The sequence below is a fragment of the Bacillus sp. OxB-1 genome, from assembly GCF_000829195.1.
Lineage (GTDB): Bacteria > Bacillota > Bacilli > Bacillales_A > Planococcaceae > Sporosarcina.
The window spans coordinates 1,675,214-1,700,155 of record NZ_AP013294.1 but is presented as its reverse complement, the minus strand read 5'-3'; the positions used below and the strand labels follow the sequence as shown (position 1 = coordinate 1,700,155).

Below are 24,942 nucleotides of genomic sequence, written 5' to 3'. Positions count from 1 at the left end.
AGAATGCAAAATGGTCACATGTTATTATAGAAATAGAACGATATTATTGGTAAACTGAACCTAGAACTCTAGTAGAAACCTAGAAGAAACAAGGGAGGACAAAATGAGAATTTTTAAGTGGGCAGCAGTGTCCCTGATGCTCTTCACTCTGTTATCCATCGTCCCGGGCCAATCATCCGCACAATTCAAATTTTCGGATATCAATGCCAAAGATGAAGCTTTTGAAGAGGTCCATTACATAGCAGATCTCGGCATTATCAATAAGGTTGCGAAGTTCAACCCAAGCGATAACCTGACACGCGCACAAGCCGCCAAAATGCTGGTCATCGCTTCGAAAAAGCAAAACATCCCGACTCCGGCTATCCAATTCAAAGATTTAAAGCCGGGTACGGAACAGTATGAGTATGCGAGCCGCGCCGTCTCACTCGGTTATTTCAAAGTCGGTTCGGACAACCGTTTCAAGCCGAACGAAAAATTGAAACGCGACGAAATGGGCTACGCCTTGGCTGTCGCCTTTAACTTGAACCAACCGATCACACTTGACCATCCGATGGTGTTGACCGATATGGCCAGTCATCCATATGCAGAACGCATCAACGGTCTGTATTACGGCGGTGTCACGCAAGGGGACGCTGGGAAATTCTTGCCGAATCATTACTTGACACGGAAGCAATTTGCCCTGTTTGTCGCTCGCGGACTCAATGATAAGTATAAATTACCCGTTAAACAGCCAGAGCAAACCTCCAGAACCTATTTTGTCAAAGTCGATACAAAAGGCGACACGTTGAATGTACGGAACCAACCTTCCGTTAACGGAGCCATTCTAGGCAGCCTTCAAGACGGAGCTGTCGTAGAGGTGGTAGGGCAATCCGGCGACTGGCTGCTCGTCCTTCTCGAACAAGGCGAAGGATACGTTAATGGAAGATACACCATTGAACTAGGCACAACCAAGCCGCCGACTGCACCGGAGAACAACGATGTGGCGGAAGATCCGAAGCCAACTGAGCCGGTTAAACCCGAGCCTCCTGCAGTCACTGGCAAACTGATCGGTAAAGCGACTGTGAATAATCTGAACGTCCGGGCAGCTGCCAGTGGTACAGCAAAAGCGGTAGGAAAACTGAACCGCGGCCAAAAGGTTGAAGTCATTTCCATTGATGGATACTGGGCGAAAATCAAGTTCAATTCCGAAACGGCTTATGTCCATAAATCTTATCTGAAACTGATCAACACATCCGGCAATCCACTGAAAGATCGGATCATCGTCATTGACGCAGGCCACGGAGCACATGACCCGGGCGCGTCCAAAAATGGATTAACCGAAAAGGCTGTCAACCTGAAAGTTGCGAAACTGGTCGAAAGCAAGCTGAAAAAAGCGGGAGCCAACGTGTTGATGACACGCTCGACGGACAAGTTCCTATCACTTGAAGAGCGTACACAATTTGCGAAAAAACATTATGCCGAAGCTTTCGTCTCCATCCATGTCAACTCGGCAGGATCGAGTTCGGCGAAAGGAACCGAAGTCTACTTCGACTCCTCCGTCAATGAAAACTCGGCCGAAAGTAAACTGCTCGCCACTGCGATTAAAAACAATATCGTAAAACGGGCCAATATGTCTGACCGCGGCGTGAAAGACCAACGCTTCTACGTCATCCGAAACAACAACGTCGCTGCAGTTTTAGTCGAGCTGGGCTTCATCTCCAACTCACAAGACTTCAACAAGCTAGCAAGCGATGAGTATATTGAAATCTTCGCAGAATCCATCTATCAAGGACTTGTCCAATACTATTCTGCTGAATGATTCATAGAACCGGGAAGAATGCCTGTCATTCTTTCCGGTTTTTTGTATGTGATGGGGGGCGGTTGGGCGGTTGGATGGATTGGTTTCGAGGGGGGGATGAAACATTGTTAGGTTTCTCAAAAACATTTAGAAGTTGGGTGGCAATGTTGGGAGGTGGCAAAGACGTTTGGAGGTGGGATGGATTGGTTGCAAGGTTTTATTGAAACATTGTGAGGTTTCCCAAGAACGTTTAGAAGTTCGGTGAAAATGTTGGGGGGTTCCGAACGTTTCGAAGTTGGATCGGATTGTTGAGAGGTCTATTGGCTATGTTGAGAGGATGGATTGAAACGTTACGAGGTGGCCGGCGAACGTTGGAGAGTTTGGTAAAAGTATTGAGAGGTGGCAAAAACGTTTTGAGGTAGGAGTGAAATGTTAGGAGATTCTACTGAAACTTTTTGAAATGGAGTCAATCGTTCATTTCCCGCTTTACAAGTTTCATTCTTCTCCGCAAAAAACAGCCTCCCAATACCGGGAAGGCTGATTTTCGACTTATGCTGTGACGGATACTTCTTTCTTAAATCGTGCGACGGCTTTTTCGATATTCGCCTCGACTCCAAGTTCCATCAAGGTTTCTCCAATTTTCTCGATCGCTTGTCCAAGCATGGCTTCAGTCGTGTTGCCCATATGGCCGATGCGGAATGCTTTGCCGCCTAGATGGGCGAGTGCTCCGGCGACGATGACCCCTTTTTTCGCGAGGGCTGCCCGGAAGGCTGCGTCGTCTACCCCTTCCGGATACAGGATGCAGCTCAATGTCGAAGCAGCCGCTTCTTCATCGGCCAACGCGGCCATGTCGTACTCAGATAACGCGGCACGGACCGCTTTTCCGAAGGCGGTATGCCGGATGACCCTCTTTTCCATCCCCTCTTCCAAAACTAGACGCATCCCTTCATCGTATGCGTAAATCAAGTTCACTGGAGGCGTCGCGAAATATTTGGACGGATCATGCATGATCGGCAACCAATTGTAAATATCGCAGTAGTATGCCGGCACCCGTTCCAGTTTTTCCCGAGCTGCCAAAGCGGTTTGATTGAACGCCACGATGGCGAGACCCGGTGGCACTCCGATCGCTTTTTGCGAACCGGTTAGCACGATGTCGATTTTTGCATTCGGATTTCCGTAAGTTTTGCTCATATCTTCGTCCATAGCGGCAGTGGCGCAAACACCATCCAAGATGACGAGCGCCCCGTGTTTTTTGATGATCGGAACGAGTGCATCCAAGTCAGCGGCCACGCCGGTCGATGTATCGGCATGCGTCAAGGTGACCGCTTTATATCCACCCGCTGCTAGTTTCCGGTCCACTTCATCAGGATCGACTTGCCGGCCCCATTCCGACTGGATGACATCGACTTCAATGCCGAACGCTTTTCCGAGTGCAATGAAACGATCGCCAAAATATCCTTGGCTGACAATCAATACCTTCTCTCCGGCTGCCACCGTATTGACAAGCGCCATTTCCATCGCAATCGTCCCGGAACCGGAGATGACGAACACCTCGCCGTCCGTTTTTAACATCTTCCTTGTCTTTTCAATCGCTTTTTTATAAATGGCGACAAACCGCGGATCGGTGTGTCCTCTTGTTTCGCTGGCCATCGCATCGTAAATCGAATCCACGACCGGGGTCGGTCCCGGAATGAGGAGCATTTCTTCGTTACGCATCTTCCATCCCCCTTTAAATCAATGTGATATCTATTTCAATAGAAGGAAGTCGAATCCCTTCCCTGTTCGACAATAAAGAAAAACGGCCTACTCTCCTTGGAGAATAAAGCCGTTTCCTCTCACTGCTCAGTCGTGCCGATGCAACGTTCACATTCATATAGATAGGATTCGACCTGCTCTACAATTACGCATCCGCACTCCCGGCAAATCTTTTTCGAGTATTCTTTCTCAGGTTTCATTGTGTGCATAACGATCTCCTCCAATTTTTTTATTTTATGACCCCTGCACTTTGTCTAGCTGGTGAAGGTTTTCTCACCGATTCCCTTTGTTTCCAAATCAAACGAATTGTGCTGTTTCAGTAGAACCTGCCATTGCTGTTGTCGAAGACTTCCCTTCGGAAATGACTTGTGCCACTTCGTCGAAGTATCCTGTACCCACTTCACGCTGGTGACGTGTTGCAGTGTATCCTTTTGCTTCGTTGTCGAATTCCGCTTGTTGAAGCTCGGAGTATGCACCCATTCCGCGAGTTTTATAGCCATGAGCCAATTCGAACATACTGTGGTTCAATGTGTGGAAACCTGCAAGTGTAACGAATTGGAACTTGTAACCCATTTTGCCAAGCTCAACTTGGTATTTCTCGATTGTTTCATCATCCAAGTTCGCTTTCCAGTTGAATGAAGGCGAGCAGTTATAAGCCAACATTTTTCCTGGGAACTTCGCATGGATAGCATCCGCGAATTCTTTCGCTTCTTCCAGTGATGGGTGGGATGTTTCACACCATACAAGGTCAGCATATTCTGCGTAAGCGAGTCCACGAGCAATCGCTTGCTTGATGCCTGGGTTCGTTTTGAAGAAACCTTCCGGCGTGCGCTCTCCTGTGATGAATTCTTTGTCAGCCGGATCGATGTCGCTTGTTACCATGTCGGCAGCATCAGCATCCGTACGAGCGATGATGATAGTGTCAACACCCAGAACGTCAGCAGCTAGACGAGCAGCTGTCAAATTGCGGATTGCGTTTTGTGTAGGCAGAAGAACTTTTCCGCCCAAGTGACCGCATTTCTTCTCGGAAGCGAGTTGGTCTTCCAAGTGAACTCCTGCAGCACCCGCCTCGATCATGCCCTTCATCAATTCGAAAACGTTCAATGGTCCACCGAAACCGGCTTCCATGTCGGCTACGATTGGAGCAAACCAATCGAACTCGTCTTCGCGGCCTTCCGCGTGATCGATTTGGTCAGCACGCTGAAGCGCTTGGTTGATGCGTTTTACAACAGCCGGCACCGAGTTTGCCGGGTAAAGGCTTTGGTCAGGATACATATGGCCTGCGAGGTTCGCATCTGCCGCCACTTGCCATCCGCTTAGATAGATGGCTTGAAGTCCTGCTTTGACTTGTTGAACGGCTTGGTTCCCTGTCAGTGCGCCAAGTGCATTGATGAAATCTTCTTCGTGAAGAGATTTCCATAGGCGAGCTGCACCTTTTTCAGCCAGTGTATGTCTAATTTGCAAAGATCCGCGTAGTTTCACAACATCTTCAGCTGTGTAGCTACGCTTAATCCCTTTCCATCTGCTATCTTCCGCCCAGCTTTTCTCCAGTTGTGCAATTTGTTCTTGTCTTGTTGACATTCCAATCCCGCCTTCCAAAATAGTTGACTTCATTCAGAATTAAAATAATTCTTTTGGACTGTTTCACAACAGTTGAAGTTGTTATACAGTAATATATAACAGTATGTTTTAAAAGTCACAACATTTTGATGAATGAGGTAAAATTCAAGATGAAATGGAAATAAGCCTGATGAATAAGTATTTTTTTAGATTAGTAGAAATGTTAAAAAGGGGAGTTTGAGATGAAAAATGAGATGTTGCATCAATACACCGGACTGTTGAAAGACTGGATTCCAAAGGATGCGTCCCTTGCCATTGCGGCGGGCGACCGGTATATCTACTATGCTGCCGGCCTTCACGACATCCTTTTGAAAGAGGGGCAAGCGGTTCAGCCCGGCAGTTTGGCGGACCGCACGATTCAAAAAGGCGTTAAAGTGGAAGATTTGATGAATGATACATGGTTCGGCGTCCCCTATTATGGCATCAGTTACCCGATCGATGTCCAAGGAACCCCAGGCGCCTTGATCATTATCCTGCCTCCCAATTATCAAGTCTTGGAGGCATACCAATATTTAACGGGGAAACAGGAGGATGAATGGTGCCCGATTGCCATCGAGCACGTTACGCATATTGAAAGCATGCAGAAGAAGACATGGTTCTACGCCCAGGAAAAGCAATACAGCACAAGCCGGACGCTAAAAGAGTTGCATATGCGGCTCCCGAAAAACTTTCTGCGCATCCACCGTTCCTATATCGTCAATATTTCTTTTATAGGAAAGATAACGAGGGACTTCTCCTCCAATTTCATCGTCCAGCTGAAGGACGGAACGGAATTGCCCGTCAGTCAGAAATATATGGGCGAACTGCGGACGAAGCTTGGTTTTTAAGGGGGGTATTTGGAGTTTATTGGGAAGGGAATGGGTAGGAGAAGGAGTGATATACTTTGGAACTTTTCACAATCGGCCATTCAACACACTCGGAGGAGGAATTTCTGAAACTGCTACTGGACAGTAAAATACAGCGGCTCGTCGACGTGCGAGCCTTTCCGGGCAGCCGCAAATTCCCACAATTCAGCCAGGATCAAATGCAGGTCTGGCTTCCTGAAAAAGGAATCACCTATGCACATCACCGACAGCTCGGAGGACGGCGAAACAAATCAAAAACTGTGGATGCTACTGTGAATGCCGGCTGGAACAACCGCTCTTTCCATAATTATGCGGACTACATGCTGGAAGAGGAATTTCTGACAGCGTTGAGGCAGTTGCAAGAAGAAGCGGCTACTGAACGGACCGCCATCTGTTGCTCTGAACGCCACCCTGCCCGCTGCCATCGCCTGCTGATTAGCAATTGGCTCACGTTGAACGGCTGGACGTTGACCCATATACTGGACGGCTCCAAAGGGCAGACCTTATTAGAACAGCATGAACCGGGAAAATGGGGCGCTCCACCAGTATTATTGGGAAATGGGACGGTTGTCTATCCGCGAATCGCTGAGGAATGCTAACTATTTGGGCGAAGCCGTGGCTGTAGGTAGTTGTAGGCGGGCGTGACGAGGTATCAGCCGTTGTCGTGGATTATTAGCGGGCGCTGGAAGTTTTGAGCGCGGAACACGGAATTATGGGCGCAGAACCTGGAGATATGAGCGCGAAACACGGAATTATGGGCGCGGAACCTGGAGATAGGAGCGCAAAACACGGACTTATGGGCGCGGAACCTGGAGGTGTGAGCGCGAAACACGGAATTTTGGGCGCGGAACCTGGAGATATGAGCGCGGAACACGGAATTATGGGCGCGGAACCTGGAGATGTGAGCGCGGAACCCGGAATTATGGGCGCGGAACCTAGAGTTGTGAGCGCGAAACACGGACTTATGGGCGCAGAACCTGGAGATATGAGCGCGAATCACGGAGTTATGGACACGACGACGATTTTAGGAGTGCGGTGGTTTCCCCATTTTCTGCAATCACTCGTCAATCATTATCACCCACGTTGTAATTCCTTTGATCCACCCCTTCGAATCTGAAAAACCCGGAAGCAGCACGCATGCTGCCTCCAGGTTTCGATCATTTCTTCAAGGCATTCCGGAATTGCTCGGTTCCCTTCATTGCATCCTCGTAGAGGCGGACGGATAGGTCTTCCGTTCGCTCGGAGGTTCCTGTCCAGTCCCCTTCCATTTCATTAAAGGCTTCCAAAAATAAATCATGGTTTTGATTGATTTCGGAAATCGGGAATGCGAATTGCTCCAATTCTGCCAGCTTCATGAAATCATGTACTTTATGATGATAGGAAATCGCCATGACGGGCGTTTCTGTGCACGTGGCCAATATCAAGGAGTGCAGGCGGGTCCCGATGACGATGTCTTGCTGTGCCGTGACGTCCAAAATCCGTTCTGGCAACAGATTCTCGTCGATGATCGACGTGCGATCCGCGTGTGCCATCTTCGCTTGAATATCCTTTGTCACATCTGCGTCCTGCGGATATTTTGTAGCGAAGAAATTGATTTTTACACCATGCTGCTCTGCCAAGCGGTCGAGATTCCGCGCCATCCCTTCCACGTAGTCGTCATATCGCGAAACGTCTTCCTCCGGCCAATAACCGGCATGGTAATACGGAACTGCCGTCACCCCGATGCTCACCGGCACCGCGGAAGGTTCCCGTTTGCCCTCCCGCAATGAGAACGCCGGGTCGCCGATCACCTGAATGGACTGCTTCACGCCGATCGACTGCAACAATTCCTTTGATTCCGGATCCCGGACGGACACGCTGTCGGCGTGCTTGCACATATAGCGGATGAACCATTTCCCAAGCCCGGTGTTAAGCGGACCGGCTCCGCAACCATAGACGACGTAGGGTACCCCGCTGTTTTTTGCCATCATCGCATACGATCCGAACAACGGCGCTTCCCTTCCGTACAAATCCATAAGGATGCCGCCGCCCCCGATGATGAGCAAATCGAGTGTCTTGACGATTTTCCGGTTTGCTGAAAACGTCTTCCCGAACGTCTTGACGGCATTTCCGTTTTTATAATAAAGCGGAAAGCTTGTCACACCGTAACGTGTCGCCGTCTGCTTCGGATTATTGCTGAACACTGTCAAATCGCTCCGACCTATATTGAAAGTGGACGTCACCTGCTTGATGATGCTGAGCAGGATCGCCTCATCCCCGTTATTATCATTTCCATAATTTCCGACAATCCCAATTTTCATTAAAAAACTTCCTTCGTCAAATATTTCTTCCAGTATACCATAGCCTGACGGGTTTCCGCTCCAGGCGGACGCTCTCCGATCAATGCCCGAAAAGTAGCCAACTCAAAAAAACAGGAGGACCGCCGTCTCCAGCAGTCCTCCTTTACATCCTATTATTTATCCATCGCACGATACAGGAATGCGCTGAATTGAGCGCGGTTGACCGGCTTATCCGGTTCGAAGTTGCCTTTTTCATTTCCTGTTGTGATGTTATGGTTTGCTAGAATATGAATTTGCTTGTACGCCCAGTGTTTTGATGGGACATCTTTGAATTTCTTCGCGGACTCGCCTTGCAGCTTATACGCCTTAACGAGGATAGCCGCCATTTGGGCACGGGTCAATTTTCCGGCCGGATCAAAGGTGCCGTCCCCTTTCCCACCTACTAAATTCGCACCAGCAATCGCGTTGATTTCATTGAAATAGCGATGCGTGGCCGGGACGTCTTTGAACTTTTGGGCCCCTACGTTCGATGTGTCCAGATTGAAGACCCGGCTCAGGATGACCGCCGCATGCTCACGGGATAATGTATTGCCCGGATTGAATTTTCCATCCACATCCCCTTTGATATATCCAAGGTCCTTCAGATGACGGATTTCCGTATAGTACGCATAATCCGAAGGGATATCCTTGAATGCAGGTGTACCGTCTTTTATTGTAACCGGGATGCTTGTTGTTTTCGTACCGAGCGTCACGTTCACTTGGCCTTTTCCTGGTCTCGAGGCAGCTTTGAAACTACCGGTCTGTGAAATGGTTCCGATATCGCCGGTGACACTCCATTTCAACTGTTCTGGTGAATAAATGACAGGCTTCCCTTGTGCATCAGTCGCTGTTGCTTTGAAAGCAACGGTTGCCCCAGGTGCTACACTGGATGATGTCGGTGACACCGTCAGACGAGCCGGAGCGTCGACAACTGTGATTGGGAACGATTGCTCCGCATTTCCGTAACGGATCAATAGACGGTCAGCTCCCGCTTTAGTCGCCGTATAGCTAAGTCCGGATCCTGTTACATTCCCTTTTTCAGATTGGATGACGACTTGATTCGTATCCACTTTCAACGGGTTGTAATACGCATCAAGCACATGATTCACTTTCACGGACGCTTTGGATCCGACGAGCATCTCTCCGATTTGGGATCGGTTGGCGCTGATAATGGCCGGATCACTCACAGGTGCCGTGCTGATTGCTTCAATGATTGCAGAAACTTGCCGTTCTGCCGTATTGGAAGTCCGGTTCGCCAGGAAGACTGTATTGCTTCCATGGTTCCGTACACCCATCGCGGTCGATCCGCCTCCATCAAAATTCAAGGCGCGGTCATATCCTTGCGCCGCCAAGTAGTTCGCAAATTGTGTCAGCGACATGCCGTTGCTATAGCCGCTTCGGCTATCCACTGTAACGAGGTGGACTTTCTTTTTATCCTTGCTGATGGCCACTGCGGTACGCGCTGTCCGCGCAGTTGCCCGTGAATTGGATGTGTTCATCGTAATATTCGGCTTGCCGTCCTTCAACAGCATCGGGCCGCTTGCCAACATGAACTGGGAATCTTTCCATTTGTCGTCGATAGATAAGGAGAGAGTGACTTCCTCGCCGATCTGCATGCTTTTGTACCGATCAAGACCAACTTTGCCGTGGACCGAGAGGACAAAACCTGTTTTGGGGATTTCCACTTTCTCTCTCGAACCATAATCCCGCACTTTGACCACTTTTCCGGTCAGTTGCTGCCCGTAATGGGTAGACGTGATCGGTTGTCCCGTATCGATGACCACTTCCATTCCGTATTGGTTGGAGTTGGTGTATCTATCGATGTGTTGCGGTGTGAAGATGATCATCTCATCATCTTGCCGCTGACGGTTCAGCCCCGTCAGTTGATAGTTTGTCCCTTTGTAATTCAAATGGACGTTAAAGTTGTAATGGTCGATTTCTGCAAGCCCATCCTTCGTAACGCCAAACGCAATCGGCTGGCTCACATAATAATTCGAAGACTTGGAAATGACGCCGCCGTTGATGATTTCATTCCCTTGGGAAATCAAGTACATCGGCAGCCCGCTCGTCATATCGAAAAACGAAGCGTTGATGGCACCGACTACGCGATGGCCGTCCTTCGAATCCCGGTTCGCGAGTGCGGTCGTAGTCGCCCGCTTGGCAATCGGCGAAGGCAATCCAATACCCAATTTCGTATATGTATCACTTAAATCCACTGTAATATGATTCATATAACTGGAACCCGAATATGTATATTGCGAATAGGTCACGCCGGAGGATACCGGATAACTTTTCGTCGATTGCTGTTTGGCGGAAGCCCCTGTCGGCAATGAAAACAAGAGTGAGGCAGCAATCGTGGCCGTGGCTATTTTTTTCCCTAGACTTTTCTTCAATGAAACTGCTGTAGTAGTGATAACTGTGCACCTTCCTTTCCTATCAAACTACAGCTTAACAAAAGAGGTTCAACATTGCCATCCGCCATTGGAAGGAAAAAGCCGTCCAAGGAAAATTCATTCCCATGGACGGCTCTTTCATTCTTTTGGTTCATACAGCTTCCTATAGAGCCCTGCCTGCGATGCGAAAGCGCCAAAGAGGAGGAAGTAGAACATCGTGTACAATTTCAATTCCCATATATTATAGTAGAATCCGGAAAATCCGGTCGCGAGCCAGAAGGCGATCATGAATTTCCCGAACACGGTCTTCCGCTCTTTCCAGAATATCGCAAACATGCCGAGCAGGAATGCAGCGAACAGCACGACGCCGATGACCCCGGTTTCCGTGATGACTTGAATGTATTGATTATCGGAATAAAAATATTTCCCTCCGTAAATATCCGAACGGATGCCGTAGTGGCTATAGATCGGCGAGCCATAAGACAGCGTAGCCGAACCGCCGAATGAACCGAAACCGGTTCCCGTAATCGGCTCATCTTGGAAGATTTCAAAGCCCTTTTTAATATAGAAGAAGCGACCGCTTTCGGTCATGAGCGCTAGATTCTTTTCATCAAATGTCTCGCCAAAACGTTCCCCGATGCCCCCCGGACCGGTCGTCGGTGCCTTCACACCAAGCGACTGGACGAGCTGAACTCCCAAATTGACCGGATAATACACAAGAATGATGGAGGCGATTCCCGTGATGACCAGCTTCTTTAACATGGGCCAGTTCCTCGTGGATAAAATGAAAACTGCCCCGAAGACAAAGGCCGAGATCCACGTCCCTCTGGAATAGGTAAGGACTAAAATACCGAGGAACAGGACGAGATTGATATTCAAAAACCATTTGTATTTCTCTGATTTATAGATTGCTTGCAAATAGAATATCGCAATGATTCCGAAGAACAGCAACAGCGCAAGCGAGTTCGGATTCCCCGGCAACCCGTAGATCCTGACGAAGTTCGTCGCGGATAATGTTTTATATTTCCACGCTTCCGGCAAGAACAGCTGACGCATCGACAGCTTCTCGACCAGTCCATGGATCGAAGAAATCAGGCCTGTCCAGACGACGACCCAGGCAAATCGCCGGTACCAGCTGTCCGGCAAGAGCATGCGCGAGACAATATAGTACAGCATGTACATGATGAGGAACGTTCGGATTTGGAACAGGACGGAACCAGGCAGCACTTCTTGCAAAACCCCGCTCACTGATCCGAAAATAAGGAAAGCGAAAAATGCCCACTCGAACCATCTGAACGTAAAAAGCGTTTTCCAATCCCGCCCGCTGGAAAGGACCAGTCGGATGAATGCGATGAACGTGATCAGGTCCCCGATCAGCTTCAACCCGGAATTCATCTCCAGAAGGAACGGCCGGATGCTGACGTAGACAACTAAGAACAATAAGCTTTGCTGCGGTTTCACAAAAGCATAAAACACGAAGAACAGCGATGTGATGACAAGTGCAATTTTAACCGGCAGCGCCATCCCCAGTAGGACAACGACGATTGCCGCAATGAAAAACAATGTATTTGTATCACGTAATTTTCCTTGTAAGGTAGACATGAACGAAATTTCCCTTTCTACGACTACTCGCTTCTAATATGGTGGAATAATTCCTCACCCATTATAACATCTTATAGGACGCTCTGGTGTCCTCTTTCGTTCCAATTTTAGAATCAATTGTGCTTTGGGTTCATTGTTAGAGCAAATGAGAATATAGCACCTTCTGAAATCGCTCCCGCTCTGGTACTATATAAGTAGATTACCAGAAGGAGGTTAACAGGTGAAAAAACTAGTGACATTCGCTTTGATCGCCATGCTGTTCTTGTCCCCGCTCTTCCAAGCAAAAGTGGAAGCGAGCGATATCAAAGGACACCAGATGCAAAGTGAATTGGAATATTGGATAGCAAAGGGCGTCATCCGTGCGGACAGCAAAGGCAACTACCACCCGAACAAAGCGGTGACGCGAGGTGAATTCGCGTCGTATATTACCCGGGCCTTGGATCTGCCTGTTTCAACCAAGTATACGTTCAAGGACATGTCGAAAAACTCCAGTTTGACGGTGGAAATCCAGAACGCGGCAGGCGCCGGCATCTTATCCGGTTATCCGGACGGCACTTTCCGGCCTAATGAAAAAATCACCCGTCAACAAATGGCAGGGATGATGTACAAGGCGATGCGCCATATGCAGCTTCCTGCAAATGCGACGAAGTTCACTTTCAAAGACTCGAAAAAGATTTCACCGAACTTTGTGGATGCCGTCTCCGCGGCAGTGAACTTGAATATCATCCGAGGGGACCACCGGAAAGACGGGGTTTATTTCAACCCGCAGGATAATGCGACAATCGCTCATGCGGCTGCGTTCCTTTTCCGATTGTTTGCCGCAGCTGAAGTGCTGAAGCCGTCCGAGCCCAGCACGCCAGGTACTCCGACCGTTCCGGACGTCGATCCGGAAGTGTATAAAGTGAGCACGATTTCCAATGGACAAGTCGTCCCGACGACGGCCCTTTACCGAACATACGAGGAAGCATTGGCAGTGTACAATGCTTCCTCGTCCGTCCGGGCCATCCAAAAGAACAATAAAATTATCAAGATGAAATCAGGGAGGGCATTCGGCTCGGAAAATCCGAAGCAATTGACATCCCTTTATGATAACTCCAATTTTCGAAATGAAGTGACCTATATTCAAAAAGGCCGGGAAATGAAATACATCGGCAGCAGCGCCGACCACGTCATCGTGGAAGTGGCAGGCTCTACCTTCTACGCGAAACAGAATGAGGTGGATCTCGTTCCGACGGAGCTTGTCACCGGTTATGACTATTATGAAGTCGAGGGAGGCCTCCTCGTCCATCACACGTACGATAACCTGAAAAAGACGCGCGGCGTTTACACAGTTGGCCCTGCTGCAAACACGATGCGAAACGGAAAGCGGTATACGAGTTTGGATGGCGTCCATTTTTCGGAAGTCGGATCAAATAACGTCATCACCTATTACCCGTACTTCCAATTCCAATCGGTCCGCCAACCGACTTCCTATAGCGCGGTGGAACTGGAGCATTATATTCAGGAAATCCTGAAAGACCGGGAGAAAACAGGAATTGCCCGTTATAAGGACGCCACATTGAAGTCCAAATTGGTCGGGCTCGGCGACTATTTGAAGCTGATGGAAGAGCAACACCGTGTCAATGCGATGTTCATCTTGGCAGCGGCCATCCACGAAAGCGATTATGGAATGAGTGCCAATGCCCAAACGAAAAACAATATTTTCGGCATCAAAGTCTTTGATTCCTCTCCGGAAATGGGTGAAATGTATATCCATCCGACATACAGCGTCGATGCGTTCATTTCACGGTACATGAATTTGAACTATGCAAATCCATCCGGTGCCCATGCCAACGGAGCTGTGCCGGGGAATAAAGCGGTCGGATTCAATGTGAAATATGCGTCCGATCCAAACTGGGGAAGTAAAATCGCGGGCCATATGTGGCGCATCGATTCCTTCCTCGGCAAGCGGGATATGAACCAAGCAAAACTTGCCGTCATTTCATACACAGGTACGACGGGCGTCAACGTCCGGACAAGCCCGGACGTCACAAGTACGAATAAATTATTCACATACAAGCCGAAAGACCCCGGCCACAATGCTGCATTCGGTTATCCGCTCGTCATCGTGGATGAAACGACGGGCAGCGACGGTTATGTTTGGTACAAAGTATTGGCAGACATCAACCCGCCCGCCGCAGACTACGGCTGGATCCGCTCCGACCTCGTCCGGAAGATTACGTATTAACTTGAAAATCCCATCCTCGCCTTGGTCCTGCCAGGGTAAGGGTGGGATTTTGCACTTGTAGAACTCGATGAAGACTTGGACTGCTGATATTTTCTTCTAAGCGCTGATAACTCGCGACAACTGCTGATTCTTCCTCCCAAACGCTGATATCCCTTTCCCACCGCTGCCACTCCCCAACGATTAGCCCAACAATCCTAAGAAAACAAAAAAACGTCCTCCACCGAATTTTCCGATGAAAGGACGTTTCTTCCCTATTAGAGCGCGTCCGTGTGCTCGATACCCGCCGGAAGCAGTTCCGGCATGCCGATGCGTTCGAGGCCGGCTTTGATTTTTGTCGTGTAGCCTTTTTCATTGCTATCCAAGTATTTCGCCTTGGAACGGATCATCCGCTCGAAGACCGGCAATTTGGATTCGTCGATAGCAGCCCACTTTTCATATGAATGGATCAAATCCTCCAATGTCAAATGCGTGTAGTCGCGCCCGACAAACGTATGGTCCGGGTCTACCTTATACCAGATATCCCCGTCCGGGCGGATCCATTTCTTTTCGTCTTTCACGATTGCGGATTGGATGCTCGTCGCGGTCTGTAAATAGACCGGATCGCCAAATTCCTCATAGGCGAGCAACAGAATGTTCATTCCCCCCAGCAAATGGTTCATCGATGTATGGGTCCTCATTTTTTGCTTCGATGGGAAATAATCCGAAATGTAATAAGAATCTTTGTCGACGGAAATAATATTGCCTTTCCCCTTTTGTGAAACGAGGAGATCCGCATAGTTTTTCAGCCCGACATTATAATCCGAATGGCCGAACGCCTTTCCTCCGTTATATAGGAACAGAGCAATCTGTTCGTTGAAACGTGTATCGACGAAAGGAGCCGTGAAACCATATAGATTTTTCAAATATGTGCTCGTCACTTCCGTTTCCCAATACGTCGACTTGCCGCGGAAAATATCCAAATTGGTGAATGAATTGTATAGCAAATCCTCGAAATAGCGTTCTTTCGTTTGGTCGTACAGCAGCATCACCCGATCCTCTTTCACAAGAAGAAGGTTTCGGCCGTACCCTCTTCCCGATTTCGGCATCGGTTCGATTGTGGTGGCCATTTTATTGAAAGGCCCTTCTGCTGTATACCATTTATTCCGCTTTTTATAGTAAGTGGCCGATTCCCACATCCAGGACTCCATGTTCTTCCGTTCCGCAAACAACCGGTCTTCGGAAGAGAGGAACCATTGGTCGACAATGTCATGCCCGCGGGAATGCAGACGATAGACCGATAATTGGGTATCGCCGAGTTTGACGCCGCTGAACGCTTCCGTCTCTTCATACAGCTCTCTCGTATGACTTTCCGCCCCGTTCGGATAGGACTGCGTCAACTCTTGGGATCGATAGGCTTTGCCGATCATCCGTTGCTCCGTTTTTCCATCTGTCCCGATTTTCTCCAAGATACCAGTCGGGTACGTCGTCAAGTCGAAACCAAATGTATCATCCACATCTTTTTTAATCTGGTGCTGGTCATATTTATGAAGCACCGTTTTCTGCAAACCGCCCTCCGTCTGAATCAAGTCGATCGTCAACGGCAACCGCTGTGGATTCCGCAGTTCGGTGAATAAGAAATAGTCGCCATTCGGCAATTCCCGTTTCGTCAACTTGACCTTTGCCGGCGAATGTCCGCCTACCGCATATGTATAAACGATATCGGTCGCATGCGGATGCGGCACTTTTTTCTCGCTGATCAATTGCAAATAATAATTCGAACGTAAATATGTCTTGCTTGATGGAGACAATGGCACTTCCGTAAATTGCTGTTCGTGCCGGACCGTTTTATAATCTCCCAAGACTTCGGCTGATTTGAAAACCGTCGCCGGCTTTTCTTCGATCAACCCTTTTTGCACCATCGCCCGATGAAGGAATACGACATAAGTAGCCCGATTGACGGGTGTTTTCGGATCGAATGTCCCGTCTTCCTTCCCTGTCGTAATACCATGTTGCGCAAGCACCTTGACTCCTTCTTTATGGGATTCGCTAATCCGATAATCATCTTTGAACGTGATGTCGTCGCCCGTGTCTTCCAAATCAAATGCACGCACAATGACGGTCGCCATCTGTTCACGGGTCAAATAATCACCAACGCCGAACGTCCCGTCTTCCTTTCCGAGGAAAATCCCTGCTCCATATGTAGCCATAGCGCCTTTCAAATGGGATGATCTCGAGCTGACATCCTTGAAAATCGGTTGATATGGAGTTTCCGGCAAGCCGAGCGCGTTCGTCATCAAGTTCGCAGCCTGTCCACGACTCACTTCCAAGCTGGGCCGGAACTGCTTGTCCGGATAACCATTAATGATATTCAAATCAACTAGCTGGGTCACTTCATCCTTTGCCCAGAACTCATTATGTACGTCGGAAAAACTAGGATCAATCGGGTTGGCGCTTGCCGCCCCTGTCCCAAAACCGAAAAACGCCAAGGCGATGGAAAGGCCGCCCGCCCTGAGCAAGTTGCCCGGTTTCCTTTTCGTGATCACTGCTTCTATTCCCCCTTTTCCAAAGTCAATTTTATATTTATGATAACATACTTCCCGAAGCAATTGCCTCGGTGTAATTGCTTCCATATTTGGAATTACGCCCGGAGCGATTCAGCGGGTATAATGACATATGCTTCCCCGAAAATAAAATTTCATCACCTAACGCGGTGAAATCAAGACAAACCCCTCCCGGAAAACAGGAAGGGGCTCCAATCATCATTCTATTGTTTTTTGGGCAAACGTTTCGCCGTGTTTGCGTGCTTGTACATCAATCTTGTACTCTTCGTATTTTTCTTTGATTTTCTCGGCAAACTGATTGGCCAATTTTTGGGCCTGCTCTTCCTTCATTTCATCCCCGACGGTAAAGTCTACTAGGACATAACCGCCCGCATCCTCTGTGACGATGATGCTGACACTGGACACGCCTTCTTCCTTGCCGAACTCCTCTTTCAATTCATCATCCGACTTGGCCGTGTCCGATTTATCGACAGCCCCTTGCTCCGTCATGGTGTTTTCCGTTACCTCTGTTTCTGTTTCCGCTGCGGGCTCTTCTTTCGTTTCTTTGTCTCCACAGGCTCCTAGTAAAAGAGCTGACCCTAACAATGTTGCGAAGATGATCGACCTTTTCATGATGAGGTCCCCTCCCTTGTTCCAGAATATGTTTCATCCTAACAAAAAAAAGTGCGAGCTGCAAGGCTCACACTAATTGGTATTTTCGTTGTTCTGCATTCCGCGAAAGTTGATCCATCAAGAAATCTTGCATAGGATCCATAGTCCGCTCTTTGAATACAGCCTGTCCCACCGTAGGAAAATCGGGAACTTTGAAAGCTTTTCCGACTGGGGAGGAAACCGGTTCCGGATTGACGGGATTTTCGCGCTGCGGGATGCTCCCCTCCACCGTTTCTTCGATGACCGCACGGGCTATCGATTTTGTCGCTTCCGCAGCAAACGTTGTGGAAGACACACTCCGCTCATACGCACCCGCGTTCAATTTGGCCGCGATTCCAGCAATCTCAGGACGAAATTCCTGGACAGCCTCCAAGGCAAATGTCAGTTCTTTCGGATGATCAATGAAATACGCATTTTCGTACCAATATTCATCCTGAAACCTTCCTTGGGAGGCAACCAACGCATTATTGTAAGGCGAATTATACCAATCCGAGGACGGTTTCCCGATGCCATGCTCTGCTGCAAGTTCCGGATAAGTGGCGAACGCCATGACATGCGGCACTTCACCAGGGGCATTCTTGAAATCGGCAATCGATTCTTCCAGACGCGCCTTCCGTTTTGCAATTTCCGCTTCATCCTTGCTGCCCAGCGCCTCTTGTAAAGAGCGATGCTGCGAATCTATCAAATTTCCATAGTATACTTTATTCGGCTTAAATTCGCCGTCCACTTTATCGTACCAAGCCGGATGTTGCTTAGCTTGGAAGTTATGGTAATCCGTCCAATCATTTTTCTGAATGGCTTCCAGAATCACTGAATTGCGCCCTTGGTTCACAACTGCCAACGGATTCACCGCTGCCGCTTCCTTCCCCCACACACTGCGCCACGCTTCCTCTGAAGTGCTGCCAGCGTCTCGGACTTTCATTGAAAACGTCTGGCGGTCGTTCAGTGCTGACACAAACATACGCACACCTCTTTTGATTTGAGTCTTATTGCCTAACTTTGTATTATTTCCATTATACACGAATCGAAGGAGAAACGAAATGTTACTCCCTTTTAACTGGAACGTTTTCGGGAAACTCACAGATCCTCAACGTGAACTCACACGCCCAGAAACCCTCGGATAACTCGTACACCCTTAACTCAAACTGGCACACCTCCCCCCCCAAGCTCTCACACCCGGCAATAAAACTGTGACACCTTCGGGAAACCCGCACACCCTAAACACAAACTCTCACACCCTGCGTCCCAACTCTCACACCCTGCCGCAAAACTCGCATACGCCCAAGATTCCCAACAATAAAAAAACCGCCTCACCCACCGATATCCCGGCGAGTAAGGCGTTCCCATGCACTCACGCATGTTGCTCTTCATAGTTGGCAATATGCTCTTCGTATTGGAAAGTCAATGAAATTTCGTCCCAACCGTTCAACAGCATTTGCTTGTAATATGGATCGATGTCGAATGAATACGTTTTGCCGTCCTGGCCTTTGACAGTCTGCTGTTCGAGATTCACTTCGACTGCGTATGGTTCTTTTTGCCCATTCGCTAGTAACTCTTCGACCTCTGAGACGCTCAACTTGATCGGCAGAATGCCGTTTTTCATACAGTTATTATGGAAAATGTCCGCGAAACTCGGCGCGATGACAACTTGAAAGCCGTAGTCCAAGATGGCCCATGGCGCGTGTTCCCGGGAGGAGCCGCAGCCGAAGTTATCGTGGGCGACGAGGATTTTGGATTCTTTGAAACGTTCATCGTTCAATACGAAATCTTCCCGTACCGATCCATCGGCATTGAATCGCCAGTGGTAGAATAAGTACTGTCCGAATCCTGTACGCTCGATTCGCTTCAGGAACTCTTTCGAAATGATTTGGTCGGTATCGACATTTTTATGGTCAAGTGGTGTAATGACACTCACTACTTCATTGATCGGTTTCATCTAAACTTCCTCCCCTCATTACGCCTCGACGGATTGCATTTCTCTGACATCGACGAAGCGGCCTGCAATCGCGGACGCCGCTGCCATAGCCGGGCTCATCAAATGTGTGCGTGAACCGGCCCCTTGCCGTCCTTCGAAGTTCCGGTTGGACGTGGACGCACAACGCTCTCCGGCCGGCACGACATCATCGTTCATCGCAAGGCACATGCTGCAGCCCGACTCGCGCCATTCGAAGCCGGCATCCAAGAAGATTTTGTCGAGTCCTTCTTCTTCCGCTTTCTTTTTCACCGCATGGGATCCCGGAACGACAATCGCCGTCACGGATGAATCGACTTTCTTCCCTTCAATGACGTTCGCCGCTGCACGCAGGTCGCTTAGGCGGGCATTCGTACAAGAACCGATAAAGACATGCTGCACTTTGATGTCTGTCAGCGGCATTCCTTCTTCCAGCCCCATATACTCCAATGCTTTGCGCAATGCGTCTTTATCGGATTGCTCTTCGAAATCGGAGGCGAATGGAACGTGGGATGAGATGCCCGATCCCATTGACGGGTTTGTGCCCCATGTGACGAAAGGTTCGATTTCGTCAGCATCAATTTCGACCACTTGATCATAGGTCGCTCCTTCATCCGTCGCCAAAGATAGCCATTTCGCTGCGGCTTCTTCGAAAGCCTCGCCTTTCGGCACATAACGGCGGCCTTTTAAGTAATTGATCGTCGTTTCATCCGGGCTAATCAAACCTGCTTTCGCACCCGCCTCGATGGACATATTGCAAATGGTCATCCGTTCTTCCATCGTCATACCGCGGATCGCTTCTCCCGTATATTCCACGATGTGTCCGGTTCCCATATCAATCCCGAATTTTGCGATGATCGCCAGGATAACGTCTTTTGCTGTTACACCGAAACCGAGTTTCCCGTTGATGCGGATTTCCATCGTTTTCGGTTTGTTTTGCCAAAGTGTTTGCGTCGACAGGACGTGTTCCACTTCACTCGTTCCGATGCCGAATGCAATCGCTCCGAATGCACCGTGCGTGGATGTGTGACTATCCCCGCAGACAATTGTCTTTCCTGGTTGGGTCAAGCCAAGTTCCGGCCCAATGATATGGACGATCCCTTGGTCCGGGTGGTCCATATTCGCAAGCGGAATGCCGAACTCATCGCAGTTCTTTTGAAGGGTGTTGATTTGATTCCGGGCAATCGGATCTTTGATTTCGTCCCGATTGCGTGTCGGAACATTATGGTCCATCGTTGCGAAGCTCAAATCCGGTCGTCGGACCTTACGATTTGCCAGTCTCAATCCTTCAAACGCCTGGGGAGAAGTCACTTCATGTATAAGATGAAGGTCGATGTAGAGCAAGTCGGGCTTCCCTTCTTCTTCGTACACGACATGCTGATTCCATATTTTTTCGATAATGTTCTTTGCCATATGTCTCTTCTCCTTTCACACGTATGAATACATGATGCTATTTGAAACGAATTGCAAATCCAGCTCATCAACGACTTTCGCTGTCCAGTCTGCTGTGGAAAGGGCTCGCGCGCCATCCGTTGCAAGATCTGCTGTGAAATGTCCATCTTCGAATACAGTATTGACCGCTTTCTCAATAGCGGCTGCTTCCGTTTCCATGCCGAATGAATATTTCAGCATCATCGCGGCAGATAGGATTGCAGCAGCCGGATTCGCCAATCCTTGACCTGCAATTTCAGGTGCCGTCCCGTGAACCGGCTCATACAATCCGAAACCGTCGCTCCGGACGCTCGCGGATGGCAATACGCCTAGGGAACCTGTAATGACGGATGCTTCATCACTTAAAATGTCGCCGAACATGTTCTCTGTCAAGATGACGTCGAATGCCGCAGGGTTTGTGATCAATTTCATCGCCGTAGAATCGACGAGCATATGCTCCACTTCGATATCTGGATAACTCTTCTTCTTTTCATCCACCACTTCACGCCATAGTTTACTTGTGGCCAATACATTCGCCTTATCGACGGAAGCGACTTTCCCGCGGCGCAACCTTGCTAGTTCAAACGCCTTTTCGACAATCCGCTCGATTTCTTCACGCGTGTATAGCAATGTATCGATCCCTGATTTTTCGGTGTAGCGGCTCGGTTCGCCGAAGTAGATTCCGCTTGTCAATTCACGAACGATGAGCATATCGACGTCTTTTGCCACTTCTTCTTTCAAAGGGGAAGCATGGAGCAAAGAAGGAACGGCGTTGACAGGACGAAGGTTGGCAAACAGGTCGAAACGTTTACGGATGGCCAGCAATCCTCTTTCCGGACGCAGTTCTGCCGGATTTTGCTCCCATTTCGGACCACCGACTGCACCGAGAAGGATTGCATCACTCGCTTCACAAACTGCAACTGTTTCTTCGGGCAGCGGGTTTTGAAAACGGTCCACCGCTTCCCCGCCGATTGCTCCATGTTCAAATGTGAATGTATGGCCGAAGCGTCTGCCGACGACCTCCAACACTTTTACTGCTGCCTCTGTAACTTCCGGACCGATTCCGTCACCTGGTAGTACGGCGATCTTTTTCTCCATAATACTTCTCCTCCTTGTTTTTATAAATTCCCCTAATTTTTATAAAATCCCTTTACGATTCTCACGTATGGCTCCTGATTTTCCATTGACCACCATTATGCAATAGACAGTATGCAATATATCAGTCTTTGTTAAAAAAATAGCCCGTTCTTCAGACAGTCTCGACTGCAAGAACTTTATCTTTGATCAGTTTTCGATTGATGGCGTTCAAATACGCCTTAGCGGATGCTTGCAATACGTCTTGGGCGACGTCGCGTCCTGTGAATGTTTCCCCATTGAAGCTCAAGTTGACGACCGCATCACCGAGTGCGTCGCGACCTTTTCCGATGGAAGTGACTCGATAATCCAGAATATGGACCTTACCATTGACCAATTTTTCCAGCGTGTTGAAAATCGCTTCCACTGATCCGGAACCTGTCGAGGCAACCGTTTCGGTCACTCCGCTCGGGACGACCGCTGTTACAGTGGCAGTCGGCACATTTGCTGTACCGTATTGAACTTGGACGTTCTCCAATTTGTAAATCGGCATATCCGAGTGGTTGATTTGACGTTCTGTGAAGAGTACGAACAAATCATCTTCCGTAATTTCTTTCTTCCGGTCCGCTAATTTCTTGAATTCCACGAATGCTTCATTCAATTTTTCGTCGCTTAAATCAAAGCCCATCGTAATGGCCCGGTCTTTGAATGCGTGGCGTCCCGAATGTTTGCCAAGAGCAAGTGGTGCAGTCGTTTCACCGATAAGTTCCGGCGTAATGATTTCGTATGTTTCACGATTTTTCAAATAACCGTCCTGGTGGATGCCCGATTCATGCGCAAACGCGTTTTTCCCGACAACCGCTTTGTTCGGCTGGATGACGACCCCTGTCAATTGGCTTACGAGCTGGCTTGTGCGTTTGATTTCTTTCAAGTTGATGCCAGTTTCCAAGTTGTAAAAGTCTTTGCGGATATGAAGAGCTACCGCAATTTCCTCTAGCGCTGCATTTCCTGCACGCTCCCCGATTCCGTTGATCGTCCCTTCGACTTGATCGGCACCGTTCTGGATAGCTGCAATCGAGTTGGCTACCGCCATTCCAAGATCGTCATGGCAATGTGCAGATAGCTTCACTTTTTCGACTCCTGTCACGTTCTCTTTCAAATAACGGAACAAGTCACCGTATTCTTGCGGCGTCGCATAACCGACGGTATCCGGAATATTGATCGTCGTTGCTCCTGCTTTGATCACTTCATTAATGATACGAACGAGGAATTCCCGATCTGAACGGAATCCATCTTCCGCAGACCATTGCACGAGCGGAAAGAATTTACGTGCATATTTCACTGCTTCCACAGCCGCTTCCACAACTTGGTCCGGCGTTTTTTGCAGTTTGTATTCCATATGGATCGGCGAGGTGGCAAGGAAGACATGTAGATGGGGCTGTTCGGCACCGCGAAGTGCTTCCCACGATCGATCGATATCATGCTTCATCGCACGTGCCAGACCTGTCACTGTTGAGTTTTTCACCGTATTGGCAATCTGCTGAACCGCTTCGAAATCACCGGGGGACGAAGCAGGAAACCCTGCTTCGATAATAGTCGCCCCGAATCTTTCAAGTTGGCGTGCGATTTCCAATTTCTCCGCCGTATTCAGATTAATGCCGGCGGATTGTTCTCCATCTCGTAACGTTGTGTCAAAGATGTCAATTTTTCGCACTAGCCACCACTTCTTCCTCTTTAGATTTTGCACCTTCACTGATGAACGGCATCATGGAACGTAGTTTTTGACCCACTTTCTCGATTTGGTGCTCTGCTTCCGCTGCTTCAATTGCATTGAATTTTGGACGGCCATTTTCGTTTTCTTCAATCCATTCTTTCGCAAATTTACCGGATTGGATATCAGTTAGAATATCTTTCATGCGTGCTTTCGTGTCTGCATCGACTACGCGTGGACCGGAAACGAAGTCGCCCCATTCAGCTGTGTCAGAAACGGAGTAGCGCATTCCTGCCATACCGCCTTCATACATCAAGTCAACGATCAGTTTCACTTCATGCAATGTTTCAAAATAAGCAAGTTCCGGTTGGTACCCAGCTTCGACGAGTGTTTCGAATCCGGCTTTGACAAGGGCAGTCAAGCCGCCGCAAAGTACTGCTTGCTCACCGAATAGGTCCGTAACAGTTTCTTCTTCGAATGTCGTTTCAAGAACTCCACCGCGAGCGGAGCCGATTCCTTTTGCGTAAGCAAGCGCTACGTCTTTCGCTTGGCCCGAAACGTCTTGGTAGATTGCGAACAATGCTGGAACCCCTGCGCCTGCCTCGAACGTTCTGCGTACGAGGTGTCCAGGACCTTTTGGTGCGACTAGGAATACGTCCACATCAGCAGGTGGTTTGATTTGTCCGAAGTGTACGTTGAAGCCGTGTGCGAATACGAGTGATTTTCCAGCTTTCAAAGCAGGCGCGATTTCTTCTTCGTATACTTTCTTTTGTCTTTCATCTGGAAGAAGGATCATGATCAAGTCCGCTTGTTCTGCCGCTTCTTTCACAGTTGCCACTTTCAAGCCGTCTTGCTTCGCTTGGTCGAAGGATTTCCCTTCACGGACGCCGACGATTACGTTGAAGCCGGAGTCGTTCAAGTTTTGTGCGTGTGCGTGGCCTTGTGAACCGTAGCCGATGATTGCGATTGTTTTATCCTGTAATAGTCCTTCATTGATATCCTGGTTATAGTACATTGTAGTCATTGTCATTTCCTCCTGTAAGGTCG

Annotated in this window: 18 protein-coding genes; 4 read left to right on the top strand and 14 right to left on the bottom strand. The window is 48.8% G+C overall.

Going from position 1 to position 24,942, the window contains the following annotated elements:
* Positions 1 to 103: 103 nt before the first annotated feature.
* On the top strand, positions 104 to 1,798 hold the full coding sequence (locus OXB_RS17940; protein WP_052483928.1) for an N-acetylmuramoyl-L-alanine amidase: 1,695 nt from the start codon (positions 104 to 106) through the stop codon (positions 1,796 to 1,798).
* A gap of 528 nt (positions 1,799 to 2,326) precedes the next feature.
* Here the strand turns inward: OXB_RS17940 and OXB_RS08370 are convergent.
* The 3 genes from OXB_RS08370 to aceA form a co-directional block, all read right to left on the bottom strand.
* Complete coding sequence (locus OXB_RS08370; RefSeq protein WP_041073396.1) at positions 2,327 to 3,493, bottom strand: pyridoxal-phosphate-dependent aminotransferase family protein; 1,167 nt, start codon at positions 3,491 to 3,493, stop codon at positions 2,327 to 2,329.
* A gap of 119 nt (positions 3,494 to 3,612) precedes the next feature.
* Positions 3,613 to 3,741, bottom strand: coding sequence for a protein YhfH (yhfH, locus tag OXB_RS18650; protein WP_144399668.1), 129 nt, complete (start codon positions 3,739 to 3,741; stop codon positions 3,613 to 3,615).
* Positions 3,742 to 3,829: 88 nt separating this feature from the next.
* Entirely contained in the window at positions 3,830 to 5,113 is a 1,284-nt protein-coding gene (gene aceA, locus OXB_RS08365) for an isocitrate lyase (RefSeq protein ID WP_041076508.1), read from the bottom strand.
* Between the two features lie 221 nt (positions 5,114 to 5,334).
* Between aceA and OXB_RS08360 the strand changes: the two genes are divergently transcribed.
* A complete protein-coding gene (locus OXB_RS08360) occupies positions 5,335 to 5,979 on the top strand; it encodes a LytR/AlgR family response regulator transcription factor (RefSeq protein WP_041073395.1) in 645 nt (214 codons plus the stop codon).
* Positions 5,980 to 6,035: 56 nt separating this feature from the next.
* Entirely contained in the window at positions 6,036 to 6,596 is a 561-nt protein-coding gene (locus OXB_RS08355; protein ID WP_041073393.1) for a DUF488 domain-containing protein, read from the top strand.
* A 558-nt stretch (positions 6,597 to 7,154) separates the two neighbouring features.
* Here OXB_RS08355 and OXB_RS08345 read toward each other — a convergent pair.
* The 3 genes from OXB_RS08345 to OXB_RS08335 all read right to left on the bottom strand — a co-directional run bounded on the left by OXB_RS08345 (position 7,155) and on the right by OXB_RS08335 (position 12,310).
* Positions 7,155 to 8,297 (bottom strand): polysaccharide pyruvyl transferase family protein, encoded by a 1,143-nt coding sequence (locus OXB_RS08345; protein ID WP_041073388.1) that lies wholly within the window; start codon positions 8,295 to 8,297, stop codon positions 7,155 to 7,157.
* Positions 8,298 to 8,449: 152 nt separating this feature from the next.
* Positions 8,450 to 10,708, bottom strand: coding sequence for an S-layer homology domain-containing protein (locus OXB_RS08340; RefSeq protein WP_041073386.1), 2,259 nt, complete (start codon positions 10,706 to 10,708; stop codon positions 8,450 to 8,452).
* Positions 10,709 to 10,846: 138 nt separating this feature from the next.
* Positions 10,847 to 12,310, bottom strand: a complete 1,464-nt coding sequence (locus tag OXB_RS08335) for an O-antigen ligase family protein (RefSeq protein WP_041073384.1) — start codon at positions 12,308 to 12,310, stop codon at positions 10,847 to 10,849.
* A gap of 220 nt (positions 12,311 to 12,530) precedes the next feature.
* On the opposite strand from OXB_RS08335, the gene OXB_RS08330 reads away from it, so the two are divergent.
* Positions 12,531 to 14,537, top strand: coding sequence for an S-layer homology domain-containing protein (locus OXB_RS08330; RefSeq protein ID WP_041073382.1), 2,007 nt, complete (start codon positions 12,531 to 12,533; stop codon positions 14,535 to 14,537).
* Positions 14,538 to 14,791: 254 nt separating this feature from the next.
* On the opposite strand, the gene OXB_RS08325 is transcribed toward OXB_RS08330, so the two are convergent.
* From OXB_RS08325 to ilvC, 8 genes are all read right to left on the bottom strand, one after another.
* Complete coding sequence (locus OXB_RS08325) at positions 14,792 to 17,059, bottom strand: S-layer homology domain-containing protein (RefSeq protein ID WP_231860376.1); 2,268 nt, start codon at positions 17,057 to 17,059, stop codon at positions 14,792 to 14,794.
* 216 nt (positions 17,060 to 17,275) lie between these two features.
* Positions 17,276 to 17,689, bottom strand: coding sequence for a hypothetical protein (locus tag OXB_RS08320; RefSeq protein WP_041073380.1), 414 nt, complete (start codon positions 17,687 to 17,689; stop codon positions 17,276 to 17,278).
* A 67-nt stretch (positions 17,690 to 17,756) separates the two neighbouring features.
* The gene (locus OXB_RS08315; RefSeq protein WP_041073378.1) at positions 17,757 to 18,689 is read right to left on the bottom strand and encodes a hypothetical protein; all 933 of its coding nucleotides are present in this window, start codon (positions 18,687 to 18,689) and stop codon (positions 17,757 to 17,759) included.
* Between the two features lie 390 nt (positions 18,690 to 19,079).
* Positions 19,080 to 19,664 carry a 3-isopropylmalate dehydratase small subunit gene (leuD, locus tag OXB_RS08310; protein ID WP_041073376.1) on the bottom strand — a complete coding sequence of 195 codons (585 nt, stop codon included), beginning with the start codon at positions 19,662 to 19,664 and terminating at the stop codon, positions 19,080 to 19,082.
* 18 nt (positions 19,665 to 19,682) lie between these two features.
* On the bottom strand, positions 19,683 to 21,092 hold the full coding sequence (gene leuC, locus OXB_RS08305) for a 3-isopropylmalate dehydratase large subunit (RefSeq protein ID WP_041073374.1): 1,410 nt from the start codon (positions 21,090 to 21,092) through the stop codon (positions 19,683 to 19,685).
* 15 nt (positions 21,093 to 21,107) lie between these two features.
* Complete coding sequence (gene leuB, locus OXB_RS08300) at positions 21,108 to 22,208, bottom strand: 3-isopropylmalate dehydrogenase (protein ID WP_041073372.1); 1,101 nt, start codon at positions 22,206 to 22,208, stop codon at positions 21,108 to 21,110.
* Positions 22,209 to 22,359: 151 nt separating this feature from the next.
* Positions 22,360 to 23,898, bottom strand: coding sequence for a 2-isopropylmalate synthase (locus OXB_RS08295; RefSeq protein WP_041073370.1), 1,539 nt, complete (start codon positions 23,896 to 23,898; stop codon positions 22,360 to 22,362).
* The gene (gene ilvC, locus OXB_RS08290; RefSeq protein ID WP_041073368.1) at positions 23,885 to 24,919 is read right to left on the bottom strand and encodes a ketol-acid reductoisomerase; all 1,035 of its coding nucleotides are present in this window, start codon (positions 24,917 to 24,919) and stop codon (positions 23,885 to 23,887) included. Before ilvC ends, OXB_RS08295 begins: the two co-directional genes overlap by 14 nt.
* Between the last annotated feature and the right edge of the window lie 23 nt (positions 24,920 to 24,942).